The 25748-nt window shown below is 72.2% G+C and carries 30 protein-coding genes; 15 read left to right on the top strand and 15 right to left on the bottom strand.

Going from position 1 to position 25748, the window contains the following annotated elements; translation table 11 throughout:
* Window positions 1-46 precede the first annotated feature (46 nt).
* A complete protein-coding gene (locus tag CMS_RS04865) occupies window positions 47-409 on the bottom strand; it encodes a hypothetical protein (RefSeq protein ID WP_041464415.1) in 363 nt (120 codons plus the stop codon).
* Window positions 410-497: 88 nt separating this feature from the next.
* Between CMS_RS04865 and CMS_RS04870 the strand changes: the two genes are divergently transcribed.
* The 3 genes from CMS_RS04870 to CMS_RS04880 are packed head-to-tail and all read left to right on the top strand — an operon-like array spanning window position 498 to window position 1924.
* The gene (locus tag CMS_RS04870; RefSeq protein WP_049791897.1) at window positions 498-1034 is read left to right on the top strand and encodes a MarR family winged helix-turn-helix transcriptional regulator; all 537 of its coding nucleotides are present in this window, start codon (window positions 498-500) and stop codon (window positions 1032-1034) included.
* A gap of 60 nt (window positions 1035-1094) precedes the next feature.
* A complete protein-coding gene (locus CMS_RS04875) occupies window positions 1095-1517 on the top strand; it encodes an organic hydroperoxide resistance protein (protein WP_012298383.1) in 423 nt (140 codons plus the stop codon).
* Complete coding sequence (locus CMS_RS04880; RefSeq protein WP_012298384.1) at window positions 1517-1924, top strand: DoxX family protein; 408 nt, start codon at window positions 1517-1519, stop codon at window positions 1922-1924. Before CMS_RS04875 ends, CMS_RS04880 begins: the two co-directional genes overlap by 1 nt.
* 78 nt (window positions 1925-2002) lie before the next feature.
* Here the strand turns inward: CMS_RS04880 and CMS_RS04885 are convergent, their stop codons facing one another.
* On the bottom strand, window positions 2003-2617 hold the full coding sequence (locus CMS_RS04885) for an RES family NAD+ phosphorylase (RefSeq protein ID WP_223842731.1): 615 nt from the start codon (window positions 2615-2617) through the stop codon (window positions 2003-2005).
* A gap of 2 nt (window positions 2618-2619) precedes the next feature.
* Window positions 2620-3189 (bottom strand): hypothetical protein, encoded by a 570-nt coding sequence (locus CMS_RS04890; RefSeq protein WP_012298386.1) that lies wholly within the window; start codon window positions 3187-3189, stop codon window positions 2620-2622.
* A gap of 136 nt (window positions 3190-3325) precedes the next feature.
* On the opposite strand from CMS_RS04890, the gene CMS_RS04895 reads away from it, so the two are divergent.
* A complete protein-coding gene (locus CMS_RS04895) occupies window positions 3326-3532 on the top strand; it encodes a hypothetical protein (protein ID WP_133064114.1) in 207 nt (68 codons plus the stop codon).
* Window positions 3533-3619: 87 nt separating this feature from the next.
* Window positions 3620-4051, top strand: coding sequence for a VOC family protein (locus CMS_RS04900; RefSeq protein WP_012298388.1), 432 nt, complete (start codon window positions 3620-3622; stop codon window positions 4049-4051).
* A gap of 73 nt (window positions 4052-4124) precedes the next feature.
* Here the strand turns inward: CMS_RS04900 and CMS_RS04905 are convergent, their stop codons facing one another.
* The 7 genes from CMS_RS04905 to CMS_RS04935 form a co-directional block, all read right to left on the bottom strand.
* Window positions 4125-4520, bottom strand: a complete 396-nt coding sequence (locus CMS_RS04905) for a hypothetical protein (RefSeq protein ID WP_133064219.1) — start codon at window positions 4518-4520, stop codon at window positions 4125-4127.
* A gap of 689 nt (window positions 4521-5209) precedes the next feature.
* On the bottom strand, window positions 5210-5845 hold the full coding sequence (locus CMS_RS04910; RefSeq protein WP_041464888.1) for a trypsin-like peptidase domain-containing protein: 636 nt from the start codon (window positions 5843-5845) through the stop codon (window positions 5210-5212).
* Between the two features lie 527 nt (window positions 5846-6372).
* Window positions 6373-7209, bottom strand: coding sequence for an alpha/beta hydrolase (locus CMS_RS04915; RefSeq protein WP_041464889.1), 837 nt, complete (start codon window positions 7207-7209; stop codon window positions 6373-6375).
* Window positions 7210-7397: 188 nt separating this feature from the next.
* Complete coding sequence (locus tag CMS_RS04920; protein WP_076612010.1) at window positions 7398-8564, bottom strand: IS30-like element ISCmi3 family transposase; 1167 nt, start codon at window positions 8562-8564, stop codon at window positions 7398-7400.
* A gap of 309 nt (window positions 8565-8873) precedes the next feature.
* Window positions 8874-9836 carry an IS481-like element ISCmi2 family transposase gene (locus CMS_RS04925; protein WP_012297960.1) on the bottom strand — a complete coding sequence of 321 codons (963 nt, stop codon included), beginning with the start codon at window positions 9834-9836 and terminating at the stop codon, window positions 8874-8876.
* A 124-nt stretch (window positions 9837-9960) separates the two neighbouring features.
* Window positions 9961-10722: an alpha/beta fold hydrolase gene (locus tag CMS_RS04930; RefSeq protein ID WP_012298392.1), complete on the bottom strand. Its 762-nt coding sequence runs from the start codon at window positions 10720-10722 to the stop codon at window positions 9961-9963.
* A 58-nt stretch (window positions 10723-10780) separates the two neighbouring features.
* Window positions 10781-11221 carry an iron chaperone gene (locus CMS_RS04935; RefSeq protein WP_012298393.1) on the bottom strand — a complete coding sequence of 147 codons (441 nt, stop codon included), beginning with the start codon at window positions 11219-11221 and terminating at the stop codon, window positions 10781-10783.
* Window positions 11222-11326: 105 nt separating this feature from the next.
* On the opposite strand from CMS_RS04935, the gene CMS_RS04940 reads away from it, so the two are divergent.
* Both CMS_RS04940 and CMS_RS04945 read left to right on the top strand, forming a co-directional pair.
* Window positions 11327-11596 (top strand): hypothetical protein, encoded by a 270-nt coding sequence (locus CMS_RS04940; RefSeq protein WP_012298394.1) that lies wholly within the window; start codon window positions 11327-11329, stop codon window positions 11594-11596.
* Window positions 11597-11685: 89 nt separating this feature from the next.
* Window positions 11686-12816, top strand: coding sequence for an SDR family oxidoreductase (locus CMS_RS04945; protein WP_012298395.1), 1131 nt, complete (start codon window positions 11686-11688; stop codon window positions 12814-12816).
* Here CMS_RS04945 and CMS_RS04950 read toward each other — a convergent pair.
* Window positions 12803-14038, bottom strand: a complete 1236-nt coding sequence (locus CMS_RS04950; RefSeq protein WP_041464417.1) for a DUF418 domain-containing protein — start codon at window positions 14036-14038, stop codon at window positions 12803-12805. The genes CMS_RS04945 and CMS_RS04950 overlap by 14 nt on opposite strands.
* A 148-nt stretch (window positions 14039-14186) precedes the next feature.
* On the opposite strand from CMS_RS04950, the gene CMS_RS04955 reads away from it, so the two are divergent.
* The 8 genes from CMS_RS04955 to CMS_RS04990 all read left to right on the top strand — a co-directional run bounded on the left by CMS_RS04955 (window position 14187) and on the right by CMS_RS04990 (window position 22707).
* Window positions 14187-15122 carry an ABC transporter ATP-binding protein gene (locus CMS_RS04955; protein ID WP_012298397.1) on the top strand — a complete coding sequence of 312 codons (936 nt, stop codon included), beginning with the start codon at window positions 14187-14189 and terminating at the stop codon, window positions 15120-15122.
* Window positions 15119-15982: an ABC transporter permease gene (locus CMS_RS04960; protein ID WP_012298398.1), complete on the top strand. Its 864-nt coding sequence runs from the start codon at window positions 15119-15121 to the stop codon at window positions 15980-15982. The genes CMS_RS04955 and CMS_RS04960 overlap by 4 nt, the downstream gene beginning before the upstream one ends.
* A gap of 39 nt (window positions 15983-16021) precedes the next feature.
* Window positions 16022-17314, top strand: coding sequence for a sensor histidine kinase (locus tag CMS_RS04965; RefSeq protein WP_223842732.1), 1293 nt, complete (start codon window positions 16022-16024; stop codon window positions 17312-17314).
* Window positions 17311-17985 carry a response regulator transcription factor gene (locus CMS_RS04970; RefSeq protein ID WP_012298400.1) on the top strand — a complete coding sequence of 225 codons (675 nt, stop codon included), beginning with the start codon at window positions 17311-17313 and terminating at the stop codon, window positions 17983-17985. The genes CMS_RS04965 and CMS_RS04970 overlap by 4 nt, the downstream gene beginning before the upstream one ends.
* 308 nt (window positions 17986-18293) lie before the next feature.
* A complete protein-coding gene (locus tag CMS_RS04975) occupies window positions 18294-19436 on the top strand; it encodes a substrate-binding domain-containing protein (protein WP_012298401.1) in 1143 nt (380 codons plus the stop codon).
* A gap of 122 nt (window positions 19437-19558) precedes the next feature.
* Entirely contained in the window at window positions 19559-21103 is a 1545-nt protein-coding gene (mmsA, locus tag CMS_RS04980) for a multiple monosaccharide ABC transporter ATP-binding protein (protein ID WP_012298402.1), read from the top strand.
* Window positions 21100-22308 (top strand): multiple monosaccharide ABC transporter permease, encoded by a 1209-nt coding sequence (mmsB, locus tag CMS_RS04985; RefSeq protein ID WP_012298403.1) that lies wholly within the window; start codon window positions 21100-21102, stop codon window positions 22306-22308. The genes mmsA and mmsB overlap by 4 nt, the downstream gene beginning before the upstream one ends.
* Window positions 22309-22422: 114 nt before the next feature.
* Window positions 22423-22707, top strand: a complete 285-nt coding sequence (locus CMS_RS04990) for a hypothetical protein (protein WP_041464418.1) — start codon at window positions 22423-22425, stop codon at window positions 22705-22707.
* On the opposite strand, the gene CMS_RS04995 is transcribed toward CMS_RS04990, so the two are convergent.
* The 4 genes from CMS_RS04995 to CMS_RS05010 all read right to left on the bottom strand — a co-directional run bounded on the left by CMS_RS04995 (window position 22708) and on the right by CMS_RS05010 (window position 25672).
* On the bottom strand, window positions 22708-23508 hold the full coding sequence (locus CMS_RS04995) for a signal peptidase I (RefSeq protein WP_012298405.1): 801 nt from the start codon (window positions 23506-23508) through the stop codon (window positions 22708-22710).
* Window positions 23509-23533: 25 nt separating this feature from the next.
* A complete protein-coding gene (locus CMS_RS05000) occupies window positions 23534-24436 on the bottom strand; it encodes a hypothetical protein (RefSeq protein ID WP_012298406.1) in 903 nt (300 codons plus the stop codon).
* Window positions 24433-25035 carry a TasA family protein gene (locus CMS_RS05005; protein WP_012298407.1) on the bottom strand — a complete coding sequence of 201 codons (603 nt, stop codon included), beginning with the start codon at window positions 25033-25035 and terminating at the stop codon, window positions 24433-24435. Before CMS_RS05005 ends, CMS_RS05000 begins: the two co-directional genes overlap by 4 nt.
* A 91-nt stretch (window positions 25036-25126) precedes the next feature.
* Window positions 25127-25672 carry an alternate-type signal peptide domain-containing protein gene (locus CMS_RS05010; protein ID WP_012298408.1) on the bottom strand — a complete coding sequence of 182 codons (546 nt, stop codon included), beginning with the start codon at window positions 25670-25672 and terminating at the stop codon, window positions 25127-25129.
* Between the last annotated feature and the right edge of the window lie 76 nt (window positions 25673-25748).

Here is a 25748-nt window from a genome sequence, read left to right on the forward strand (position 1 = left end):
CGCTGGCCGGAACGTCGCATGCGACGGTTCGGGACCGATGGCGCTCCTACGCCCGCTCGTCCGCCACGCCCACGAACCGGCTGCCGATGCCGTCGACCTCGCGCCGGGCGAGGCCGAGCGCGGGCTCGGGGAGCTCGTCGGGGGAGTGTCGCTCGCAGGAGAGGTAGGAGAACTCCGGCCACCACTTCTTCGGGCGCACGGCCTCGGTGAAGCCGCAGACCTCGCACGTCAGCTGCACCCAGACGGGCCGCTTGCCGGTCGCGTTCGCGCGGGACTGGGCGAGCCAGGCGGGCGGATCTGCATCCATCGCGGCGATCTCGGACTCGGGGACGCGGCTCCCGATGCCGTGGCGCGTGGCCATCTCCAGCGGGATGCCCAGCCGCAGCGCGGCCTCTCGTCTCGTGATCATGTCGCTCCAGGGTACGCGGCGGCGCGCGCGGCCTGGGCATCAGCCGAGATGAATTGCGCACAACCTTGTTCCGTGCGAGGCTCGACGCATGCCCAAGACCGAGAGCTGCCCGCCCGCCGACGAGACCGCGCCGCCCGCGCGCATCGCCGACGAGCTGGTGTGCTTCTCGCTCTACACGGCGTCGCGATCCACCACCCAGGCGTACCGCGCGCTCCTCGCGCCGTGGGGTCTCACGTATCCGCAGTACCTGGTGCTCGTGCTGCTGTGGTCGGGCGACGACCGCACGGTCACCGAGTTCGGGCAGCAGCTCGACCTCGACTCGGGCACGCTGTCGCCGCTGCTCGCGCGGATGGAGGAGGCCGGCTTCATCACGCGGCGCCGGATCTCCGCCGACCAGCGCGTCGTCACGGTCTCGCTCGCCGAGCGCGGCCGCACCGTGCGGGCGGAGCTCGCGCACGTGCCCGCGGCGATCATCCGCGGCATGGGCCTCGACCTCGACCGTGCGCGCCAGCTCCTCACGGCCCTGCACCTGCTCACCGCGGGGATGCAGGAGACCGCGGCGGAGGCGCTCGCGGAGCCCGCCATCCGGCCCGCCGATGCGTCGGCGCGCGCCGGCACCCCCTGATCCGCACCACCCATCCCCACCCACGGCCGCCACGAGCGGCCACGAACGGAAGGAACCGACATGGACGCCCTCTACACCGCGGAGGCCCTCGCCACGGGAGCCGGCCGCGACGGCCGCGTGGCCGTCAGCTACAGCGACCTCGCCCTCGACCTCTCCATCCCCAAGGAGATGGGCGGATCCGGCGAGGGCGCGAACCCCGAGCAGCTCTTCGCCGCCGGCTACGCCGCGTGCTTCCACTCCGCGCTCCAGGGCGTTGCCCGCGCGCGCAAGGTCAAGATCGCCGACTCCAGCGTGGGCAGCCGCGTGAGCATCGGATCCAACGGGCAGGGCGGCTACCAGCTCGCCGTGCACCTCGAGGTCGTGATCCCCGGCGTCGAGCACGACCTCGCGCAGGAGCTCGCCGACCAGGCCCACCAGGTCTGCCCGTACTCGAACGCGACCCGCGGCAACATCGAGGTCACCGTCACGGTCTCGGACGACTGATGGCCGGCGTCGTCCGCACGTCCTTCCCGCGCACCGCCGGCCGCGTTGTGCTGGGGTCGTTCCTCGCCTTCGCCGGCATCTCGCACCTCACGGTCGCGCGGGACGAGTTCCGCGCGCAGGTCCCGAAGTCGCTGCCGGTGCCCGAGGACGTGACCGTCAGCGGATCCGGCGTGGCCGAGATCACGCTCGGTTCCGCCCTGCTGTTCGCGCGCTCCCGCCGCGGCCTCGCGGGCTGGGCGGCCGCCGCGTTCTTCACGGCGATCTTCCCGGGCAACATCGCGCAGTACGTGCACAAGCGCGACGGCTTCGGCCTCGACACCGACGGCAAGCGCCTCGGCCGCCTGTTCTTCCAGCCGGTGCTCATCGCGGTGGCGCTGTGGTCGACGGGGGCGCTGAAGAAGCGCTGACCCGCCGACCCACTGCTCCGCATCACGGCGAGCGCTCCTCGCCGGGAGTGCCCGCCGTCGTGCTGTGCTCCCGCGGCGTCAGGCGAAGCGCAGGACAGTGACGCCGAGCGGTCGGCACATCTCGTAGAGCTTCGCGAAGCCGTCCACGTCGTCGAACCACCACCGGTACGCCGGATCGGGCTCGAGGTCGGCGGGTGACACGCGATCACCGAAGAGCACCATCGCGCGGCGGCCCGCGGCCTGCCGGGACGGGTAGGCGAGACCCTCGAAGCCCGCCGCATGCGCTGCCGCGGCCCAGGCGACGGTCTGCGGGTAGTCCGCCGCGTCCGTCGCGCACACGGAATCCGCGCGCACGCGGAGCGCACGGGGCCCACCTCCGACGAGCGAGGCGAGACGGAGATCCCGAATCGCGATCAACCGCGAGCAGCGCCGCCCGACGACCTCCCTGCCCCCGACGACTCCGCCGCTCAGGGGCACATCGTGGAGGATCGTCTCGCAGACGGCGACGTCCTCGGTGTCGCCTGCATAGAGCACCGGGATGACCGGCTCGCCGAAGAACGCGAAGCGCGTCGGTCCGCCGATGCCCGGATTGAACTCGGCCGGCCCGAAGCGCGCGGAGTGGATGCGGTGGATCCCCATCCCCGCCGGCACGATCTCGTCGATCGACGTGAACGGCGACGGCGCGGTCGGCACCGTCACCAGGCGACGTCCCAGGCGCGCGCCGCCGCGTCGAGGATCACGGAGGTCTCGTCGATGCGGTCCACGGGTCGGCGAGCCTCTCCGCGGAGGTAGGTCGTCGGGCGGCAGAGCCAGGCGACGACATCCCGCGCCTCCAGCTCGTGCTCCGTGCCGAGCGCGATCAGGCGGGGGATTACCGGCCGGACGGTCCCCGTGTGGAACTGGAAGCCCGGGTAGACGTACCTGTTGGTGCGTCGGAGCCCGAGGATGCGCCCCGCGGTCCGGAGGTCGCTCGCGTAGGCGCGGGTGGGCCGGGCGCCGAGGGCCACGGACACCTCCGTGCTCGTCAGGAACCCGAACTCCGCCTCGATGTCGCGCCAGAAGACCTCGGTGTCGTTGAGGCTGCTCACGACCCCCGTGGGGAGCGGCTCGGCCTGGCGGGCGAGGACCTCGGAGAGCGCCGCGGTCTCCGTGTAGATGGCGGTCTGTCGTGCGATGAAGAGCTCGAAGTCCGAGGGGGCGCCAGGGGCGACGGCTCGGCTGTAGGCCTGGAGCGTGCTGCGCTGGAGGGGATCGAGAGCGCTCATGGGGGACGGCGGCTGCTCGTGGTGGGGCTGAGCGCGGGACATGGGTCCTCCGATCCTGACGCTCACATCATAGCGTCAGGAACGTCGAATCCGCGGGAGATGCAGGGGGACGCGACAGCACTGCCAGGCTGTGATCATGACGGACGACGAACCCGAGGGCCTGGCATCGTCGATGATGCGCGACCAGTACCTGTACCTCGTGATCACGGGGGTCGTCGCGATCGCCTTCGGCGCCCTCCATCCCGAGCAGCGCGTGCTGGGCTTCGTCGCCGGCGGGGCGTTCGTCGTGGTCGGCGGGATCCTGCTGCGCTGGTCGCTGCGGCGGAAGCGGCGCGGACGGTAGCGGAACCGGTAGCCACGTCCCTTGACCGGGCCCTCCGGGGACGGGACGCTGATCGCATCGACGCCGACCGTCTCGAAGGAGAGACCGATGCCCATGATCTTCGTCAACCTGCCCGTCACCGACCTGCCCCGAGCGATCGCCTTCTACGAGGCCGTCGGCTGCGCCGTGAACCCCGATTTCACCGACGAGAAGGCCGCGTGCCTCGTGGTCGAGGCCGACCGCAGCGCGTTCATGCTCCTCACGCGCGACTTCTTCCAGTCGTTCCTCGACGTGCCGGTGGGCGATCCGTCGTCGAGCGCCGCGGCGATCACCGCGGTCATGCTCGACAGCCGCGAGGACGTCGACGCGCGCGCGACCGCGGGCCTGGACGCCGGCGGATCCGAGGCCCGCCCCGCCGTCGACCTCGGCTTCATATACCAGCGCCAGCTCCGCGACCCCGACGGCAACGTGCTCGAGCTCGGGCACATGGATCCGATCCCGGCCGGCGGCATTCCGGCCGCCGGGGTCAGCGCTGCATGACGCCGCACCATCCGAGCGGATCCGTCTGGGTCACGTGACGGCGCGTGGAGGGCGGCCCGTCGGAACAGAGCACTCAGTCCGTGGCCACCGCATAATACGGCTGCTCCGCCAGCACGTAGCCGATGGGGATGTACGCTGTGTAGGTCGCGAAATCCTCGTTCTCCTCGCCCACGCCGATGGCCATGCCGATGATCTTCCGGTCGCGACCGAACACCGGGGCCCCGGAGTCACCGTGCGCGAGGTTGCCTCGGTACGTCTCGGCCACGAGCTCGTGTGACCCGACGCGGAACAGAGGCGGTCGAGCCACGTTCTCCCATGTGCACCTGGCCCCGCTCTTGGACCCGCTGATGCAGAAGAACTCGCGATCGCTCGGTGTCTTGGTTCCCGTGACCGGCAGCGCCAGCTCCTGACCGTTCCGGTTGGTCGCGATGAACACGTCTCCCGATGCGCGCTGCTCGTAGTGGGACACGAGCGAGCACCCCGATGCCCAGGAGCCGGTATGGCAGACGGGAGAGGTCGTCGTCCTGGGCTCGACGCGGATGATGGCCAGGTCGGCGTCCGGCGACTCCCAGATGATGCTGCCGATCTCCGTCCCTCCTGCGAAGACCCCCCCTCGGCCCACGTCCGCCGCAGTGCTTCGGGATCGCGACGAACCGCACGGCTCGCTGGTACTGCGAGAGGTTCGCGATCAGGCCGGTGCCCTTGAGGACCGGGCCGGCTGTGCAGTCCTGGTCCGTGCCATGGGCGAAACCGGACTGTGCGCCGGCGATCACCAGGGCCGACCCCGCATGGACCGGCAGCTGCGAGCGGGCCCACCGGTCGACCGCCTGCGCCGGAGCGTCCGGGACCAGGCAGGAGACGGCGACCACGAGACCGACGAGGATCGCGAGCAACGGCAGCGATCGCGTCGGACCGGACGACCGCCGAGGCCGTCGCGCGCGCTGGCTCCCGGTGACGGGGCTGTTCGTCGGGTAGGGGCCGCTCAGACGACGGCGGTGGAGGACGGGAAGGAGAGCAGGCATCAGGAAGGACCTCGTGCTTCGGGAGCGGGGAGCGGGGAGCGGGGAGCGGGGAACGGGGAGCGGGGAGCGGGGAGCGGGGAGGCTCGGCATGGGCGGGAGTCGGCGGTGCAGCCGCTCACGTGGCGTGCATCGGATCTCACGACGTGGCGAGCGCGAAGGCGGAGCGCTCCTGGAGGATGTAGGAGATGGGGATGTAGGTCATGAACGTCCGATAAGGGCCGTCGTCGTCGCCGCTCCCGACGACCATGCCGATGATCTTCGCGTCCTGGCTGACGACGGGCGCGCCGGAGTCGCCGTTGAGGACGTTCCCGCCGGAGGTCCGGGCGATGAGCTCGTGGGGCCCGGTCGGCCTCCAGCCGGGAGGCTCGGGCGTGGTCGTCCACGTGCACTTGACGCCGGTCACCATGCCGCTGGAGCAGAAGACCTCGCGATCGCTCGGCACCTTCGCCCCGGCCACCCGCAGGGGGAGTTCCTGTCCCCGGCGGTTCACGGCCACGAACACCTCGCCCACGGCACGCGGCGTGTAGTGGGTGACGATGGTGCAGCGCGGACCCGAGGACGTGTGGTAGCACTGTGAGACGCGCACGGCGCTCGGCTCGACCCGGACGACCGCCAGATCCGCATCCGGCGATTCCCAGCTGACGGCGCCGATCTCCACGTCCCCGGCGTACGCCTTCTGCCCCTGGACGCCGCAATGCACGGGGATGGTGACGTAGCGCACGGCTCGCAGGTATTCGGTGAAGTTCGAGATGATGCCCCGCGCTACGAGCACCGGCCCCGCTGTGCAGTGATGGTCTACCGGGTGCGCGAAACCGGACCCGCTGCCGCCGTAGAACGTGATCACGGAGCCGGCGCGGATCGGCGTCTCCGACCGGGCCTCGAAATCCACGGCGCGGGCGGGTGCGGCGACGGTCAAGCTTGCGATGACGACGACGGCGACCGCGATGAGCGACGAGGCGCGGCCGCGGACGGCACGCCACCATCGGGATCCGGCTCCGGCGCGAGGCGGACGGGCGACATCGCGGTCGTGGGTCGCGCCGCGCATCATGAGGCGGCCGAAGCGCTGGAGGCGACGGGCACCGCGGCGCTCGAGAGCGCCTGCTCAGGAGCCTGGCGACGCCTCGAAGCCATGATGGGAGCGGCGGAGCGGCGGGCGGGGAGGACGGGCAGGGGGTCGGTGGTGCTCCGACCGTAGGTATGCATGTAAGTGCACGTTAGGGTGCGGGGCACATGCGCGTCGGCCGTCTCCACACCGCCGCGCGACGGGCCCCGGACGCCTCAGCGCCCGGAGCCCGGTGGTCAGCTCCCTGCCGGACCGCAGTAGCTGTCCGATGCGCTGATCGCGCCCGTGGCCGGCGGCGGGGGACAGATGCGGTCGGCGGCCGACGCATCGTCGTCGACGTAGCGCTGCAGGAATGTCGTCACCGCGTCGAGGATGGTGGGGTTCGGCGTCCGCTGGCCGACGCCGTGATCCGCACCGCGGAGCTCCAGGTACTGCTTGGGCGTCGGGGCCGCGATGGACCCGTACATGCGCCGACCCATGAGGAACGGGATGGCGAGCCGGTCGTTCTGGCCCGTGATGATGAGCGACGGGGTCGTGTCCGCCGCATAGGAGGTGCGCAGTCCGAACGGCATGAGGGCGACGACCGCCTTCAGCGTGTGACGCGCCTCGGCGGCCTCGAGGACCGCACCCCCACCCATCGAGTAGCCGAGGGCGGACACTCGGGCAGGATCCACCTCGCCCTTCGCGGCGCTCGCGCCGGTGAGGTAATCCGCAGCTGCCAGCGTCTCCTCCGCTCGGCGCTGGGGGAAGCCGGTGGTGGCGAGGGTATCGATGGTGAAGACCACGTAGCCGAGCGCCGCGAGGTCGGTTCCGTACCACCGCATGTCGGCCTGCGAATCGGTGAAGCCCGGCACGACCACGACGCTACCGAGGCGCGCGCCGCCGGACACCTCGGGCGCGAAGATCGTGCCACCCCCGAACCCGGTGACCGCGTCCCGGGGGACGTTCACCTCGTCGACCCGCCCGTTGGCGGGGTGCGAGACCGCAGCTTGCGCGGCGGTGGGGGCGGCGAGGGCGACGACGAGGGCGAGCGCGGCGACAGCGGCGATGCCGGGACGAGAAGGCGGGGGCATGACGTGCACGGGTTCTCCAGGGGGCGAGCGTCCGCGCGGCGGTCCCGAACGGATCACCGAGGACCGTAGGAGGGGCAAGGGCCCGAGCGGGCTCGTCGTTCCCAGCGGATGCGATCGGCCTGGCGAGCGACGAGGCCCCCTGCCGTGCGCCTTGGCGGATTCTCGTGGTCGTCGCAACACCTGATGATTTAGATGGTTGTCAGTAGAGCACGCATTCGCTCGGCTGGGGTGTCCCAGTCGAGCGTTTTGCGTGGTCGGCCGTTGAGCTGCTGAGCGACATGTTCGAGGTCGGCGGAGGTATGGGCGGCGAGATCGGTGCCCTTAGGGAAGTACTGGCGCAGGAGTCCGTTGGTGTTCTCGTTGCTGCCGCGTTGCCAGGGTGAGTGCGGATCGCAGAAATAGACCGGGATTCCGGCCTGGATGCTGATCTGGCGGTGGCTCGCCATCTCAGCGCCCTGGTCCCAGGTCAACGATCCACGTAGGTGTGCAGGCAGGGTGCTGATCAAGGGCACGAGCACGTCACGGACTTCCTCGGCGGTATGCCCGCCGGGGAGATGGCCGAGCATGACGTAGCGGGTGGTGCGTTCGACCAGAGTCACGATCGCGGACTGTGAGCTCGTGCCGACGATCAGATCACCCTCCCAATGCCCAGGGACTGCCCGGTCCTCGATCTCCGCGGGCCGGTCAGCGATCATGACCATCGGGTCCACGAACCGTTGAGTGCGATGCTCTGGGCGGGTGCGGGGTCTGCGGCGGGTGCGGCCGGTGCGTAACGCGTCGGCGACTTCGCGGCGCAGTCCGCCGCGGGCCTGGACGTAGATCGCTTGGTAGATCGTCTCCGTGCTCACCCGCATACTCTCCTCGCCCGGGAACTCCCGAACCAGCAGGCGGGAGATCTGCTCCGGTGACCAGCGCAGCATCAGCTTGCGTGCGACGTAGTCCCGCAGCGGCCCGTCCTGAGCGAGCTTCGCCCGCTTCGGACGAGAGCGGCTCGCTGCCCAGGCCCGGTGCGCCGCGTGGGGCTGGTAGGTCCCCGCGACCGTGCGGGCATCGAGCTCGCGTTTGATCGTCGATGCCGGCCGACCCAGAACCCGCCCGATCGCGCGCAGCGACAGGTCCTGACGGCGCAGATCCGCGATCGTCTCCCGCTCGATCACGGTCAGGAACCGCGGATGCAGAACAGCGTCGACAGCGGGCAGACGCGGTCCCGTGATGGTAGCCATCCCGGTGTTGTACTCGATCCGCCGACCATCAGCATGAATCCGAACACTGCCCCGCTTCATCCAGCCGCGGTCCCAGTCCTGCGCAGTGCGCTCATGCACACCGACCCGCGACGCGGCTACCCGCCGGGACATCCCCTCCACGCGGAGCCGCTCGTACTCGCCACGCCCTGGATGCCCCGCTGTACCGGACTTCCCGCGCCCACGCACACCAGCCGTGCGCGCCCACCCGTACGCGGTGTTCCGACTCACCCCGACCACAGCCGCAGCAGCCGTGATGCTGCCATCGACCCGGTCCAGTACCTCGAAGAACTCCCGCCGCAACTCACCCGAAACCACGATCCCCGCAACCCCCTGAACTCAGGGTGTTGCGGGGACCACGAGAATCCGCCCTTCAGGCGAGGGGGCGTCGTGGTGTCGAGCGCGATGCGGGCGCGCGGCGGACTAGTTGTAGTTCCCAGTGAGGTTGTGAACGCGTTCGGCGGGCGTGAGTCCGCCGATGCCGGTGTGGGGGCGGTGGTGGTTGTAGTGATGCAGCCAGGCAGGGTAGGTCGCGGCGCGGGCCTCGTCGGTGCGATAGGGATGGGCGTAAGCCCATTCCGTGGCGAGGGTGCGGTTGAAGCGCTCGACCTTCCCGTTCGTCTGGGGCCGGTACGGGCGGGTGCGTTTGTGCGTGATCGATCCGAGCGCCTCGGTGAAGGCGTGGGAGCGGTAGCAGGAGCCGTTGTCCGTCAGGACACGGATCACGGTGATGCCCGCGGTGGTGAAGAACGCGTTCGCGCGGGCCCAGAACGCGGCGGCGGTCTCCTTGCGCTCGTCGGTGAGGATCTCGGAGTACGCGAGTCGGGAGTGGTCATCCACGGCGTGGTGCAGGAACGCGTATCCCCGCCCGGTCCGGGGAGTGTTCCTCCGGCCGGCCGCTCTGCCGAGGACTCGGTGCCCGCCGCCGTCCGGGATGCGGCCGAGCTTCTTGATGTCGACGTGGACCAGATCTCCCGGCGAGGAGTGCTCGTAGCGTCGGGCAGGAGACCGCCGGGCAGGGAGCCCGGTGCTCAGATCGACGTGCTCGAGCAACGGCATCCGATACCGGTTCAGCACCCGCTCGACCGTCGAACGCGGAACGCGGAGGTGATAGCTGATGCGGTGCGGGCCCCACCGGCGAGTGAATCTCAGCGCGATGATCCGCCGCTCCCGACGCTGACTCGTGCGGGTCGGTTGCCGGTGCGGGCGGGATGAGCGGTCCGTCATCGGCAACCCGGCCCGATACCGGCGAGCCCATCTCGACGCCGTCGCCGGCGAGCACTGGAACCTCTCCGCCGCACGCCGGACCGGCCACCCGTCCTCGATGATCAACCGGGCAAGCCGAACCCTGCCCGCGGGAGTGAACGGGGCGTTAGCGTGAGTCACGAAGACCTCCGTGGACGTTGATGAGTGTGGTAACCCACATCGTCCCGGAGGTCTTCGCTATCCGCCCCAGCGTTCACAACCTCCCCAGGAACTACAACTAGGTACCGGAGCTCCTCGGCCGGGCTCACGCGGTGCCCGCCGCCACGCCGACGCCGGTGCCGACCTCGGCCCGCACGAACGCGTCGACCGCGTCCGCGTACCGCTCGGGGTGCGTGAAGCGGAGCATGTGGCCGGTGCCGGGGATCACCAGCTCGCGGGCGTGCGGCAGCCCGTCGCGGAGGGCAGCGGCTGCCGCGGGGCCGACGAGCCGGTCGTCCTCCGGCGTGAGGAGCAGCGTCGGCACGTCGATGCGATGCAGGCGCGCACGCACGTCGAAGCCGACGACCGCGCCGACGCGGGCGGAGTACGCGGCCGCCGGCGTGTTCACGAGGAACAGCTCGCGGTAGTCGCGACGCGTCAGCGGGTGAGGGGCCGCCGCGTCCAGCGGGGAGGCGAGCTGCGCCGTATGGAAGCGGAGCACGCCCTGCTCGTAGACGACGCGCGGCACGTGCCGGGCGATCGCCGCGGCGCGCGTCTTCCAGGCGGGGGTCGGATCCGCCGCGAAGCCGCCGAACAGCACGGGCCCGGCGAGTCCCGGTGGCTGGCGGAGCGCGAGCGCGAGGCTCACGACCGCGCCGAAGGAGTCGCCCACGAGCACGTAGCGCGGGAGGTCGGCGACCGCGTCCTCGAGCGCGTCGGCCGCCTCGTCGACGGTCGCGGCGTCGTCCGGCAGTCGGAAAGTGCGCGTGGGGTGCGCGGCGAGCGCGGTGAGGGGAGCGAACTCCCACGGTGCGCCGGAGAAGCAGGGGACGCCGACGAGGACGGGCGGGAGCAGAACCGATGACATGTCATCAATCTATGCGCGTGCGTTCCAAGGCATCAGCCCCCGAACGGGCCACCGAGCGTCAGCCGCCGATGGCCCGCCGCACCAGCGCCGCCACCCGCTCCTCGTTCGCCGGATCCACCGCGGTCAGCGCGTACGAGGTCGGCCACATGGTGCCCTCGTCGAGCTGCGCCGGATCCTGGAAGCCGAGGGTCGAGTACCGGGTGCCGAACTTCGAGCCCGGCTGGAAGAACACGACGGGCTTGCCGTCCGCGTCGGCGTACGCCGGGAAGCCGTACCAGGTCTTGGGGCTCAGGCCGGGGGCGTGCTCGAGCACGATGCCGTGCAGCCACTCGGCGATCGCCCGCTCCTCGGGCGCCATCGCGGCGAACGCGTCGAGCACGCCCTGCAGCGCGGCGGCCTGCTTGTCGGCGGCCTTCTGGAGCTTCGCCTCCTCGCGCAGCTCGCGGGCGCGCTGCTTCATCGCGTCGCGCTCGTCCTTGGAGAAACCGCTGTCGGTCATGTCCGCTCCTTCGCGTGGTGGTGTGCCTGGAGCGTGACATGCGGCGGGGGAGCCGGCAAGCGCCGTGCGGATCCTGCACCCGGGCCGCCGGCGTAGCGTCGGACCATGAGCACCCACGAGCAGGACCAGCCCGTCATGGACGGCGCCACCGAGGCCACCGCGGACGAGAAGCGCGCCGGGCTCGCCGAGCAGGTCGCCTACGACCACCGCGACAGCGGATCCGATGCCATGGCCGCCGAGCTCGACCGTCGCACCGCCGATGCGGGTCTCGGCGACGGACCCGCCGATCCGGCCGCCACGCAGGCGACCTCCACGGGCAGCGACGGCATAGACGGCGAGGCGGACGCCGAGGTCGACGGACCGCACCCCGCCTGATCCTCCGTCCCGGTCGGCGCGTCCGCACCGACACGCCCGCGAGGATCCGCCCGGAATGCCCGGGCGGCTCCTCGCGGTTGGGGCAGGGGATGACCGAGAACCGAGCGACCCGCGTCCGCACGCCCGCCCCCGCCGCATCCCCCCGCTCCGACGGGACCGGCCGCACGGCCCTCGTCGTCGGCGCGACCGGCATCAGCGGATCCGCGCTGGTCGACCAGCTCACCGCCGAGGGCTGGGACGTCCTCGCCCTCAGCCGCCGTGCCGGCGCCGACCGCCCGGGCGTGCGCTGGATCAGCGCCGACCTCCGCTCCGCCGACGACCTGCGCCGCGCGCTCGCCGGCGAGCAGCCGAGCCACGTGTTCTTCACGGCGTGGTCGCGCCAGGCCACCGAGCAGGAGAACATCGACGTCAACGGCGGCATGGTGCGCGACCTCCTGGCCGCCCTCGACGGCGCGCCCGTCGAGCACGCCGCGCTCGTCACCGGCCTCAAGCACTACCTCGGCCCGTTCGAGGCCTATGGCCAGGGGAAGATGCCCGACACCCCCTTCCACGAGGAGGAGGAGCGCCTCGACGCCCCGAACTTCTACTACGCGCAGGAGGACGAGCTCTTCGCCGCCGCCGCGCGCCAGGGCTTCGCGTGGTCGGTGCACCGCTCGCACACGGTCATCGGGCACGCGGTCGGCAACCAGATGAACATGGGCCTGACGCTCGCGGTCTACGGATCCATCTGCCGCGACCTCGGCCTGCCGTTCGTCTTCCCGGGCAGCCGGACGCAGCGGGACGGGCTCACCGACGTCACCGATGCGACCGTGCTCGCGGACCAGATGGTCTGGGCGTCCACCGCCGAAGCCGGCCGCGACGAGGCGTTCAACGTCGTCAACGGCGACGTCTTCCGCTGGCGCTGGATGTGGCCGCGCCTCGCCGCCTTCTTCGGCGTCGAGGCCGTCGGCTTCCAGGACGCGCCGCGCCCGCTGGAGCAGCAGATGGCCGGCTACGAGGACGAGTGGGCGCGCATCGCGCGCGAGGCCGGGCTCGCGGAGTCCGACCTCGGCCGCATCGCGTCCTGGTGGCACACCGACGCCGACCTCGGCCGCGACATCGAGGTCGTCACCGACATCAGCAAGAGCCGGCTCGCCGGGTTCCTGACGCACCACCGCACGCTCGACAGCTTCCTCGGGCTGTTCGACCGCTACCGCGCGGAGGGGCTCATCCCGCGCTGACGGGCTGTGCGGGCGCGGGTCCCGCCGATGGCCGTCCGTACGCCAGGCGGCGGATCGCCCACTCGGCGGGACCGGCCCGTCCCGCGCGCTCGAGCGCCACGGACACCGCGACCGTGACGAGCCAGACCCCGATCGCGATCAGCGCGATGCGGGCGGTCCCCGCGCCGACGCCGAGGCCGAGCGACCACGGCTCCAGCAGGATCGCGAAGAGCACCGACTGGAGCAGGTAGCAGGTCATCGAGCGGCGGCCCACGGCGACCAGCGCGCCGAGCCCCGGCCCGGGCGCGGGATGCCCGCGGCGGGCCCGCGCCGCGACCGCCCAGCCCACGAGGCCGAGCAGCCCGAGCGCGCCGCCCACGCCCGTCGCGCCGTGCAGCACGCCGAGCAGGTAGAGCGCCACGGGATCCGCGGCGATCGCGCCGACCGCCGCGAGCACGAGCGGGAGCGCGCCGAGCACGCTGACCGGCATCCCGACGAGCGCGAGCGTGCGCAGCAGCGGGAGGTGCGCGGCCGGATCCTCGAGCACGCGGCGGCGGCCGAGCAGCACGCCGACGGCGGCGAGCGGCACGAGCGACCCCACGAGGACGGGGGTCGCGACGACCAGGCCCGCGAGCGTGATCGCCCGGCCCGCGAGGTCGCCGAGGAACGTGCCGTCGCCGCCGAGGAGCGAGCCGGATCCGTCGTCGCCCGTGAGGCCGTCCGCCCCGGCGACGACGAGGAACACGATCGCGGGCGCCCACACGAGCACGCGGAAGACGCGGTCGCTCGCCCGGTACAGGGCCGCGAGGGCGAGCCCGAGGATCCCGTAGCTCAGCAGGATGTCGCCGTCGAACAGCAGCACCACGTGCAGCGCCCCGAAGACCATGAGCCACGCGCTCCGGCGGAGGAGCAGCCGTCGGGCGCGCGGGCCGTCGACGCCCGCGGCGGCCTGGCGGCGCAGGATCACCGCGAAGCCGTACGCGAACAGCATCGTGAACAGCGGGAACGCGCGGTTGTCGACGAGCGTGCCGACGAGCACGTCGGCGACGTGGTCGAGCGCGGTGCCGTCCGTCGGGCGGCCGAGCGGGCCGGTCGGGCGGCCGACGATGAAGGAGACGGAGTTCGCGAGCGCGATGCCGAGCAGCGCGATCCCGCGGAGGAGGTCGGGGGCGAGGCTCCGCTCCGCGGCGGACGTCGGGCCGGCGGAGGCGACGGGCGCGGGGGAGTCGGGGCTCGAGGTCACCCGTCCAGCCTGCCCGGTGCGTGCCGGGCCCGCCACCGCCCCGACGAGCCGCCGGCGCACGGGCACCGGACCATCCACCGATCGGCCGATGCCGCGGATCGACCGCTCGGCCGTTCCGCTGCCGCCCGTCGAGAGCCACGCTGGACCCATGACCACAGCAGCCGTCGAGGAGCACGTGACCGTGCGCGACCTCGAGAAGACCTACGGCACGACCACCGCCCTCCGGGGCGTCAGCTTCGACATCCACCGCGGCGAGACGTTCGCCCTCCTCGGGCCCAACGGCGCGGGCAAGTCGACGACCATCGAGATCCTCGAGGGGTACCGGCTCCGCACCGGCGGATCCGCGACCGTGCTGGGCGTGGATCCCGCGACGGGCGGCCGCGCCTGGCGCGCCCGCATCGGCATGGTGCTCCAGTCGAGCTCCGAGAGCGGCGCCATGACCGTGCGCGAGCAGGTCGCGCACTTCGCGCGGATGTACCCGCGGCCCCGCGACGTCGACGCGACTATCGAGGCCGTGGGCCTCACCGAGAAGGCCGGCACCCTGCTGCGCGCGCTCTCGGGCGGGCAGCGTCGACGGGTGGACGTGGCCCTCGGGATCATCGGCCGCCCCGAGCTGCTCTTCCTCGACGAGCCGACCACGGGCTTCGACCCCGAGGCCCGGCACCGGTTCTGGGACCTCATCCGCGGGCTCAAGGCGGAGGGCACCACCATCCTCCTCACCACGCACTACCTCGACGAGGCCGCGCAGCTGGGCGACCGGGCAGCGGTGATCGCGGGCGGGCGCCTGGTCGCGATCGGCCGGCTCGACGAGATCGGGGGAGAGGAGGCGCGGATCCCGCGGGTGCTCTGGCACGACGACGACGGGATCCACGACGAACGCACCCGGACGCCCGGCGCGTTCGTCGCGGCGCTGTCGGAGGCCACCCCCGGCGGCGAGCCGCGCGACCTGCGGATCGTGCAGCCGAGCCTCGAGGACGTGTACCTCGGGCTGCTCGCCGAGGCGGGCGCCGCGCCGGCCGCTGGAGGCCCCGACGCTCCCACGGCCGCGATGCCCACCGCCTCCGCCGAGGAGGTGGCGGCATGACCGCCGTCCGCCCCGCGCGCCCCGCCGCGGTCCCCGCACCGGTCCTGCCCGGCGTCCTCCCGCTCGGCATCCACCGCGTCCGCTACGAGGTGCGCCGCTACTTCCGCCAGACCGACACGATCATCTTCACGTTCCTCTTCCCGGTCATCATGCTGTCGATCTTCTCGGTCGCCTTCGGCTCGTCCGGCAACCTCGGCACCGCGCCCGACGGATCCGGCGGCGTCAGCGCCGCTGCCTACTACCTGCCGGGCATGATCGCGGCGGGCATCCTCCTCTCGGGCGTGCAGAACCTCGCCGTCGACATCGCCATGGAACGCAGCGACGGCACGCTCACGCGGCTCGCCGGATCCCCGCTGCCCGTGCTCTCCTACTTCATCGGCAAGGGCGGCCAGGTGATCGTCACCTCGCTGCTCCAGATGCTCGTGCTGCTGCTGGTCGCCCGGTTCGCGTTCGGGGTGGAGCTGCCGACCGACGCCGGACGCTGGGCCACGTTCGCGTGGGTGTACGCGCTCGGGATCACGTCGTCGGCCGTGCTCGGCATCGCGCTCAGCCGCATCCCGCGCTCCGGCGCCTCGGCCACGGCGGTCATCACGCCGATCGTGCTCGTGCTGCAGTTCATCAGCGGGGTCTACCTGACCTTCACGATGCTGCCGACCTGGCTGCAGGACGTCGCCAGCTTCCTGCCGCTGAAGTGGATGGCCCAGGGCATGCGCGCCGTCTTCCTGCCTGACGCGCTCGCTGCCGTCGAGCGCGGCGGCACCTGGGACCTCGCAGGCGTCGCCGTCGTCCTCGCGATCTGGCTCGTCGGCGGCACCATCGCGGCGCTCGCCACCTTCCGCTGGATCCGCCGGGATTCCTGAGCCGTGCGCGACGACCGGGCGGGATGGCAGGCTCAGGGGATGATCCCGGTCCGCACCGTCCACCTCGCCTACGGGGTGACCATGGCGGTGCTGGTCGTGCTTGCCATCGGCACGGGCAGGGACGCCGGATGGGGCGCGTGGGGCGCGATCGCGGCGATGACCGCCCTGTACCTCCTGGTGGGCCGCCGTGCGCTCGAGGCCTCCGCCGCGGCGTCCGCCACGGAGGCCCGGCTGCCCCCGGAGCCGTCGGCGGTCGTCTTCCTCGCGCTCGTCATCCCCGCCGCCACCTGGGGCGTCGCGAGCCTGTCGACGTTCGCCGTCGTGCAGTGCGTGCTCTGCCCGCTCGTGTGGCTGCTGCTGGACCGGGTGCGCGACGCCGTCATCGGGACCCTCGTGCTCACCGGATCCATCGCCGTGGGCTTCGTGGTCGGCTTCGGCGACCTGCCGGGCGCGCTACCGACCATGGCCCTGTCGCAGGGGCTCAGCCTCGGCGGCACCATCGCGCTCGGGCTCTGGATCACGCGGATCGCCGACCTCAGCCGCGAGCGCCTGCAGCTCCTGGAGGGGCTGCGGGCGGCGCAGGCGCAGGTCGAGGAGCTCGGCCGTGAGGCGGGGACCGCCCGCGAGCGGGAGCGGCTGTCGGCGGACATCCACGACACCGTCGCGCAGGACCTCACCGGCCTCGTGATGCTCGCGCAGCGCGGCCGGCGCGAGCTCCGCGGCGGCGCGACGGAGGCGATGGACCAGACCCTCGCCCAGCTCGAAGCGGGCGCGCGCGACGCGCTCACGCAGACCCGCGCGATCGTCGCGGCCACCGCGCCCGTCGAGCTGACGGACGGCCTCGGCCAGGCGATCGCCCGGCTCGGCGCGCGCCTCGAGCGCGAGACGGGCATCCCGGTCGAGGTGCGCGTCGACGCGGGCGTCGGATCCGTCGACCGCGACGCCGAGGTCGTCCTCCTCCGCTGCGCCCAGGAGGGCCTCGCGAACGTGCGCCGCCACGCGGGCGCGTCCGCTGTGGAGCTGGCCCTCGACCGCGACGGCGGCGACGTCGTGCTGGCGATCCGCGACGACGGCCGCGGGTTCGACCCGGCCCGTGCATCCGGCGGCTACGGCCTCGATGGCATGCGCCGCCGGCTCGACGCGGCCGGCGGGCGCCTCGACGTCGAGAGCGGCCCCGGCGGCACGCGGCTCACGGCGCGCATCCCCGCGCACGCGGCGTCCGCGGCGTCCGTCGCCCCCTCGGCAGCTGGCGCTTCCCCTGTCGACCCGCCGCTCGCCGACCCGACGCCCGCGCCGACCCGCGCCGCTGCCTCCGCACGGGCCCGCGCATGACGCCCCCGCGCATCCGCGTCGCCGTCGTCGACGACCACCCCGTCGTCCGCGCCGGACTCGCCGCGCTGCTCGCCTCCGCCGACGACATCGACGTCGTCGGGCAGGCGGCCGACGGCGAGGCGGCGGTCGACCTGGCCCTCGGGGAGCGCCCCGACGTCGTCCTCATGGACCTCCGCATGCCCGGTCTCGACGGCGTCGGCGCCACGGCGCGGATCCGCGAGGAGGCGCCGGGCGTGCGCGTCCTGGTGCTCACCACCTACGAGACCGACGCGAGCATCCTGACCGCGATCGAGGCGGGCGCGAGCGGCTACCTGCTGAAGGCGGCGCCCGAGGAGGAGATCCTCGCGGGTGTCCGCGCCGTGGCCCGCGGCGAGGTCGCCCTCGCGCCGGGGATCGCCGCGGCGCTGGTCCGCCAGGTCGCCCGCCCGGCCGCCGAGCCCGCCGGCCCGACGCCGACCCTCAGCCCGCGCGAGACCCAGGTGCTCGCGCTCGTGGCCGGCGGACGGACCAACGCTCGCATCGCCCTCGAGCTGCACGTGACGCCCGCGACGGTGAAGACCCACCTGCTGCACGTCTTCGAGAAGCTCGGCGTCGGCGACCGGACCCGCGCGGTCACGCTCGCAATGGAGCTCGGCCTGCTGCCGCCGGCCGCCGGGCCCGCGCGCGGCTGAGCCATCCGCCGTCGCCGTCCTCCCTGCGCGCCCCCGTCCGCGGGACACAGCGGTAACGCTTGGATAACGTCTCCCCGATGCCGTATCGGCGGCTGCGGAAATGGATAAGTTCTGACGGACGACAAACGCACGGGACGCCGCGATCCGGCCGCTCGGCCGGCGTCGCCCCGCACGGAACCCGCACCACCACCAGCACTCACCGCACCAGCACCCGACCCGAGGACGCGTCGGAGCACCACGGCGCTCGCGACGACGCGACCGCCCGGCGCCCGCACGACCCGGACGGGCCACCGAGAGGACCCGCCGCCATGGCATCCGGACGTAACGCACGCAAGATCAGCTCCCTCCTCCTCCTCGCCGGCGGGGCCGTCGGCATGACCGCGTGCGCGCCGCAGGGCGCCACGAACACCGGTGCCGGCGACGGCGGCGACGCCGCCGCCGGCACCGAGTGCAACGTCGGCATCTCGATGCCCACGCGCAGCCTCGAGCGCTGGATCAACGACGGCGAGGGCCTCAAGACCAAGCTCGAGGGCGACGACTGCACCGTCGACCTCCAGTACGCCGACAACAAGACCGACGCGCAGATCAGCCAGATCCAGAACCAGGTCGCGGGCGGCGCCAAGATCCTCGTGGTCGCGGCCGTCGACGGCAAGACGCTCGGCCCGGGGCTCGAGGACGCGAAGAGCCAGGGCGTCACGGTCATCGCCTACGACCGCCTCATCAACGGGACGGACGCGGTCGACTACTACGCGACCTTCGACAACTACAAGGTCGGCACGCTCCAGGGCGAGTTCATCAAGGACACGCTCGACCTCGACAACGCGGCCGGGCCCTTCACGCTCGAGCCCTTCGCCGGCAGCCCCGACGACAACAACGCCGGCTTCTTCTTCGGCGGCGCGTGGGACGTGCTCCAGCCCTACGTCGCGAGCGGCAAGCTGACCGTGCCCTCGGGCAAGTCGCCGGCCACGAGCGCCGACTGGCAGCAGATCGGCATCCTCAGCTGGGGATCCGACGACGCGCAGGCCGAGATGGACAACCGTCTGCAGTCGTTCTACACGGGCGGCCAGAAGGTCCAGGTCGTGCTCTCGCCCAACGACAGCCTCGCGCTCGGCATCGAGGCGTCGCTCTCCAGCGCCGGCTACGCGCCCGGCGCCGACTGGCCCGTCATCACCGGCCAGGACGCCGACAAGGCCAACGTGCAGGCGATCCTCGCGGACAAGCAGTCCATGACCGTCTGGAAGGACACCCGGGCGCTCGGCGACCAGGTCCAGAAGATGATCGGCGAGATCGTGAAGGGCGATGAGGTCACCGTCAACGACACCAAGTCGTACGACAACGGCAACAAGGTCGTCCCGTCGTTCCTGCTCGACCCGCAGGTGGTCGTGAAGGACGACGTGCAGAAGACGCTCATCGACTCCGGCTTCCTGAAGGCGTCCGACGTCGGCCTCTAGCCGACATCGCGGCCGACGGGCGCCCGGCACCACGCCGGGCGCCCGTCGGCCGCGCATCCGTCTCCTCCCGGCGCGCGCCTCCCGGCCCGCGCCACCGACCCGAACGGGAACCAGGAGCAGCAATGGACGACGTCATCCTGCAGATGACCGGCATCGTCAAGGAGTTCACGGGCGTGCGCGCCCTCGACGGCGTGGACGTCACCGTCCGCCGCGGGGAGGTGCACGCCGTCTGCGGCGAGAACGGCGCGGGCAAGTCGACGCTGATGAAGGTGCTCAGCGGCGTCTACCCGCACGGCAGCTACGAGGGCACCATCACGATCGACGGCCGCGAGGTCCGCTACGGATCCATCAACGACAGCGAGCGCGACGGGGTGGTCATCATCCACCAGGAGCTCGCGCTCAGCCCCTACCTCTCCATCGCGGAGAACATCTTCCTCGGCAACGAGAAGTCGCGCGCCGGGGTCATCGACTGGAACCGCACCAACCTCGAGACCGTCAAGCTGCTCGAGCGCGTGGGCCTCGACGAGAACCCGGCCACGCGCGTGCTCGAGCTCGGCGTGGGGAAGCAGCAGCTCGTGGAGATCGCGAAGGCGCTCTCCAAGGAGGTGAAGCTGCTCATCCTCGACGAGCCGACCGCCGCGCTCAACGACGACGACTCGGCGCACCTGCTCGAGCTCATCGGCCAGCTGCGCGACCAGGGCATCACGAGCATCATCATCAGCCACAAGCTCAACGAGATCCGCGCCATCGCCGACGAGGTGACCGTCATCCGCGACGGCCGCACCATCGAGACGTTCCCGGTGACCGACACCGACGAGATCGAGACGCGGATCATCCGCGCCATGGTCGGCCGGCCGCTCGACGCGCAGTTCCCGCCCCGGGATCCGCACATCGGCGCCGAGAAGCTCCGCGTGGAGGACTGGACCGTGCACCACCCGGTCGACGTCGACCGCGTCGTCGTCGACAACGCGTCGTTCAGCGTGCGCGCGGGCGAGGTCGTCGGGTTCGCGGGCCTCATGGGCGCGGGCCGCACCGAGCTGGCGATGAGCATCTTCGGGCGCTCCTACGGCACGGGCATCTCGGGCCGGATCTTCAAGGACGGCAAGGAGATCCGCACCCGCACCGTGAGCGAGGCCATCAAGAACGGCATCGCCTACGCGACCGAGGACCGCAAGCGCTACGGGCTGAACCTCATCGGCAGCATCACGGTGAACGTCTCGGCAGCCGCCCTCTCGAAGCTCGTCCGGCTCGGCGTGATCGACCGCAACCGCGAGTACGCGGTGGCGGACGACTACCGGAAGAAGATGAACATCAAGACGCCCGACGTCGCGAGCGTCGTCGGCAAGCTGTCCGGCGGCAACCAGCAGAAGGTCGTCCTCAGCAAGTGGATCTACTCGGGTCCCGACGTCCTCATCCTCGACGAGCCCACGCGCGGCATCGACGTGGGGGCGAAGTACGAGATCTACAGCATCATCAACCAGCTCGCGGCCGAGGGGAAGGCGGTCATCGTCATCTCCTCCGAGCTGCCCGAGCTCATCGGCCTCTCGGACCGGATCTACACGATCGCCGAGGGGCGGCTCACCGCGGAGGTCTCCCGGGCCGACGCGACACAGGAGGAGCTGATGCGGCACATGACCGCCAGCCGGAAGTCAGGAGTCGACCAGTGACCGTCATGCCCGAGCAGGCCACCGCGCCGAACGTGCCCACGCCGGACGGGGTGAAGAAGCGGCCGCGCCGCCGGATCGACCTCCGCCAGTACGGGATCCTCGCGGCGCTGGCCGTGATCATCCTGCTGTTCCAGGTCCTCACCGAGGGGCGGCTGCTCTACCCGGGCAACGTCGCGAACCTCATCCAGCAGAACGCGTACGTGCTGATCCTCGCGATGGGCATGGTCATCGTGATCATCGCGGGCCACATCGACCTGTCGGTGGGCTCGGTGGTCGCGACCGTCGGCGCCGTGGCCGCGCTGAGCATGAACGAGTGGGGGCTGCCGTGGGGGACCGCCGTGGTCCTGTCGCTCGTGGTCGGCGCGCTGATCGGCGCGTGGCAGGGCTTCTGGGTGGCGTTCGTCGGGATCCCGGCGTTCATCGTCACGCTGGCCGGCATGCTCGTGTTCCGCGGCGTCGCGCTCGTGCTCCTCACGGGCGGCACGATCTCGGGGCTCCCGGCCGAGTTCAACTCCATCGGCTCCGGCAACCTGCCGACGACGGGCGCGCCCGACCTCCTCACGCTCGGGATCGGCGCGCTCGTGTCGGTCGGGCTCGTGGTGCAGCAGCTGCGCACCCGTGCGACGCTCCGCAAGCTCGAGCTGCCGCGCGAGCGGGCGATCTCGTTCTGGATCCGCACCGCGATCGCCGTCTTCGCGATCATGTACCTCTGCTACCTGCTGGCGTACAACCGCGGGACGCCGATCATCCTGATCATCCTGGCGACGCTCGTGCTGCTCTACTCGTTCCTCCTCACGCGCACGGTCTTCGGTCGGCACGTATACGCGATGGGCGGCAACCTGTTCGCCGCGATGATGTCGGGCGTCAAGACCCGCTGGGTCAACTTCTTCATCTTCGTGAACATGGGCCTGCTCGCCGGTCTCGCGGGCGTCGTCAGCACGGCGCGCGCCGGGTCCGCGGTGGCGTCGGCCGGCCAGAGCTTCGAGCTCGACGCCATCGCCGCGGTGTTCATCGGCGGCGCGGCCGTGCAGGGCGGCGTCGGCACGGTGGTCGGCGCGGTCATCGGCGGCCTCGTGATGGGCGTGCTCAACCAGGGCCTGTCGATCCTGTCGGTGGACGCCGCGTGGCAGCAGGTCATCAAGGGCCTGGTGCTGCTCCTCGCGGTCGCCTTCGACGTCTACAGCAAGCGGCGCTCCGGGCGCTGACCCGCGACGCGCGACCACCGGCCCGGCCGTTCCCCTCGCGGGAGCGGCCGGGCCGTGCGTCGTCCGGTGGGGGCGGATCGCCCGCTCCACGACGGGAGCTGCCACCCTCGGGACATGGGGTACGGACCGTACGACGCGCTGTCACGCGACGAGGTAGTCGCGCGCCTGGCCGACGGGTGGGCCTGGCGCATCTCGTGGTGCAGCGGCGCGCGATCCCTGGACACGCACGGCGTCGGGCCGACGCTCCCGGCTGGCATCCTCCACTGCGTCCCGTCCCCGGCGAAGCTGCGCCGCGGTCGTCTGCCCGGCCCACGCAACTGGATGCTCGTGGTCGAGCGCGAGGAGGACGGCCGACCGGTGCTCCTCTTCGACGAGGGTCCCGAGTACCGCTTCGTCTGATCAGCCGCGGTGGCGTCCCCGCGGGGGTCGGGCGGGGGCGGACGGCGGGACGCCGTCGACGCCGGGGTGCGAGGGATCCGCCCGCGCGGCCTCGGCGACGCCCGCGGACATCGCGTCGGAGTGCACGTGGTCGCCCTCGGCGACGACGTCCGCCGCGGCTGATGCGCTGCGCCGGCGTCGCGTCTGCACGGCGCCCGTGATGATCGTGACCGCCGCGTAGGCGAGGAGCGCGACCGCCGCGGCTGGGATGATCCAGCTGCGGGCCTGCCCGTTCACGGCCTGGTTGGCCCAGCCGACGAGCGGCACCGAGTACCAGACCTCGCCCTGGATCTGTCCCGGGGTGATGGGCAGCGAGTCGGGGGAGGCGTTGTTGTCGCCCTGGAAGGTGAAGGAGCGCGTGCCGTCGGAGGCGGACGCGATGGCGGTGATCCGGTGCGTGATCACCGCGGGGTCGCCCGAGCGGATCTGGTACGTCGCGACGTCGCCGATCTCCAGGGCGTCGGGGTCCACGGGCCGCACCACGATGAGCGTGCCGGGCGGGAGCGTCGGCTCCATCGACTGGGTGAGGATCGTCAGCGGCACGGATCCGGAGACCTTCGGCACCACGAGGAGGACGGCCGCGAGCGCGATGACGAGCAGCAGGATCCCGACGCTGAGCCCCACGGCCGCCGAGCGGGCCAGCTGCGCGACGCCGCCGCGGGGCGTCGTGCCTGCCTCGAGCTCGACGGGTGCGAGGTCGTCGGCGGGGCGTCCGAGGGCGTCGCCGTGCCGCGCGCGGCGGCGGGGGAGGATGCGGGTCATGGGCTGTCGTCCGGTGGGTCGGTGATCAGGAGCAGCGGAAGCCGCGCGCGCCGCTCTGGGTGAAGGCCACGATGGTGCCGCCGGCGACCTGGCCGACGCTCTGGTCGTTCGCGTCGAGGCGGTCGATGCGCACCTTCACGGTGCCGTCCGCGGCGAGGGACGCGGGCACCTGGCTGCCGCTGATGGTGGCCTTGCCGTAGGAGCCCTGCGACATGGCGATCGTCTTGCCGTTCACGATGACGCCGTACCAGGTGTCCATCGGGGCGCCCGAGACGTCCCACGAGACGATGACGTACCAGTTGCCGTCGGTGCTCTGGCAGCTGAAGCCGCCCGTGACGGTGGGCGCCGGCGTGGTCTGCTTCGCGGTCGAGGAGTCACGGCCGGTCCAGCTGCCGGATCCCAGCACGGTCGTGAGGGTCGCGGTGACGCCGGCCGCGGCCGTGGGGAACGCGGTCGCGGTGGTGCGCACGCACCAGATCACGCAGGCACCCGGGTTCAGCGTGCCGGACAGCGTGGGCGGGACCACCCAGTTGGCGGTCGCGGAGTCCGGGCCGACGGAGGTGTTGGCGGTGCACCCGGATCCGACCGCGGTCCAGGCGACGACGCGCACGTTGCGCGCGAAGTACTGGTCGTTCGTGGAGGACGTCGGTGCCGTCATGGTGCCGGTCCAGGAGGCGCGGGTGGATCCCGTGTTCGTGACGAGGACCGCCGCGGTGCGCGTGGGGCTCTGCGCCGTCAGCTCACCGGCGAGCTGGTCGAAGCCGCTCTCCGTCACGGCGACGGTGGCGCTCTGGACGTTCGTGCTCGTGGAGGTCGACGACGCCCAGAGCGCGTGTCCGGCGGTGGCGCCGATACCGACGAGGAGGACGGTGAGCCCCACCAGGAGCGCGGCGTGCGCGCGACCGGGGCGACGCTGGGTGCCGTTCACGGCTGCACCTGCACGCCGACGAGGGCGAAGGCGAGCTGCGCGGTGGATCCCTGCACGGTCTGCGGCGCGTCCTGGTCGAGGACCACCTGGGAGCAGACGACGGCGGACGCGCCGGGCTGGATCCGGAGGAATCCGCTGGGAGCGTTGAGCTGGCCGGGCCGGCCGGAGTACGTGGTGGCGTCGGGGACGCAGGAGGCCACGGAGGGGACCGGGCCGATGCGCACGGAGAGCTTGCCGAGGAAGGCGCTGTTGGACGAGGTGCCACGGGAGGAGACGGCCACGTCCAAGGGTACCGTCCCCGTGTTCTTCGCGGTGAAGGTGCCGATGGCGCCCTGGCCGGGGAGGAGCTTCGACGAGTCGAGGGCGGACTGCTGGGTGACGACGAGCCCGGGCGTGCCGCTGGTGACGCTGGCCGGCTGGGCGCTGGCGGCGTCGTTCCAGAGGGCGTAGCTGCCGCCGGTCGCGGCGAGGGACGCGACGACCACGGCGGTGAGGAGGCCCGTGGTGAGCCAGGCGGCCCGGAGCGGGCTGCGGCAAGCCTGTCGTGCGGAACGACGGCCGTGCGCGGGACGCGGGGCGGGGGCCTCGTTCCTGCGCATGTCGTCCTCGTTCCGGGTGGTGCTGGTGCGGGTGGTGGGGGTGGGCCCCCTCCCCGCGGGCGACGTCACCGCGGGGAGGGGAGTACGGCGACTAGATCGCGCGCTGCGTGAGCGTGAAGGCGAGCTTGTCGAACGAGAGCGTGCCGTTCTGGCCGGTCGTCGCGGTCGAGGGGAACGTGACCGTGAGGACCACGTTGACCTTCGTGGCGGCCGTCGAGGGCTTCACGGTGAAGGTGTTCGCAGCGGTGGCGGGGGTGATGCTGGCACCGGTCGAGGTGACGTCGAGCTTGGTCGTGATGGCCGCCTTGAGCGCCGCGTTGCCGGTGATGGAGACGGGGTTGTAGGTGAGGTCGGCGGCGAGCGAGTCGCCGGTCGCCGTGACGGTCAGGGCGCTCGTGTACTGGAGGACGTTGCCCGGGACGATGCGGTAGGTGGCGGGGTCGATGACCTTGCTGCCGCCGTTGGTGATGTCCGTCCAGACGCCCGCGTTGTCGGCGGCGATGGCCAGGTTGCCCGAGGAGACGCTGGAGGCGGCGACCGTGGCGTTGGCGTTCCACAGCGCGAAGCTGCCGGCGCCGCCGAGGAGGAGGACGATTCCGGCGGCACCTGCGACGGCACCGGAGACGATCTTGTTCATGGGGTTTCCTGTTCTTCGCGCGGTGTGCCGCGCATGCTCATGGGGAGGCGGCGGGTGGGTGTCCCGCCGGTCGTCT

It is taken from the genome of Clavibacter sepedonicus (genome assembly GCF_000069225.1).
Taxonomy (GTDB): domain Bacteria; phylum Actinomycetota; class Actinomycetes; order Actinomycetales; family Microbacteriaceae; genus Clavibacter; species Clavibacter sepedonicus.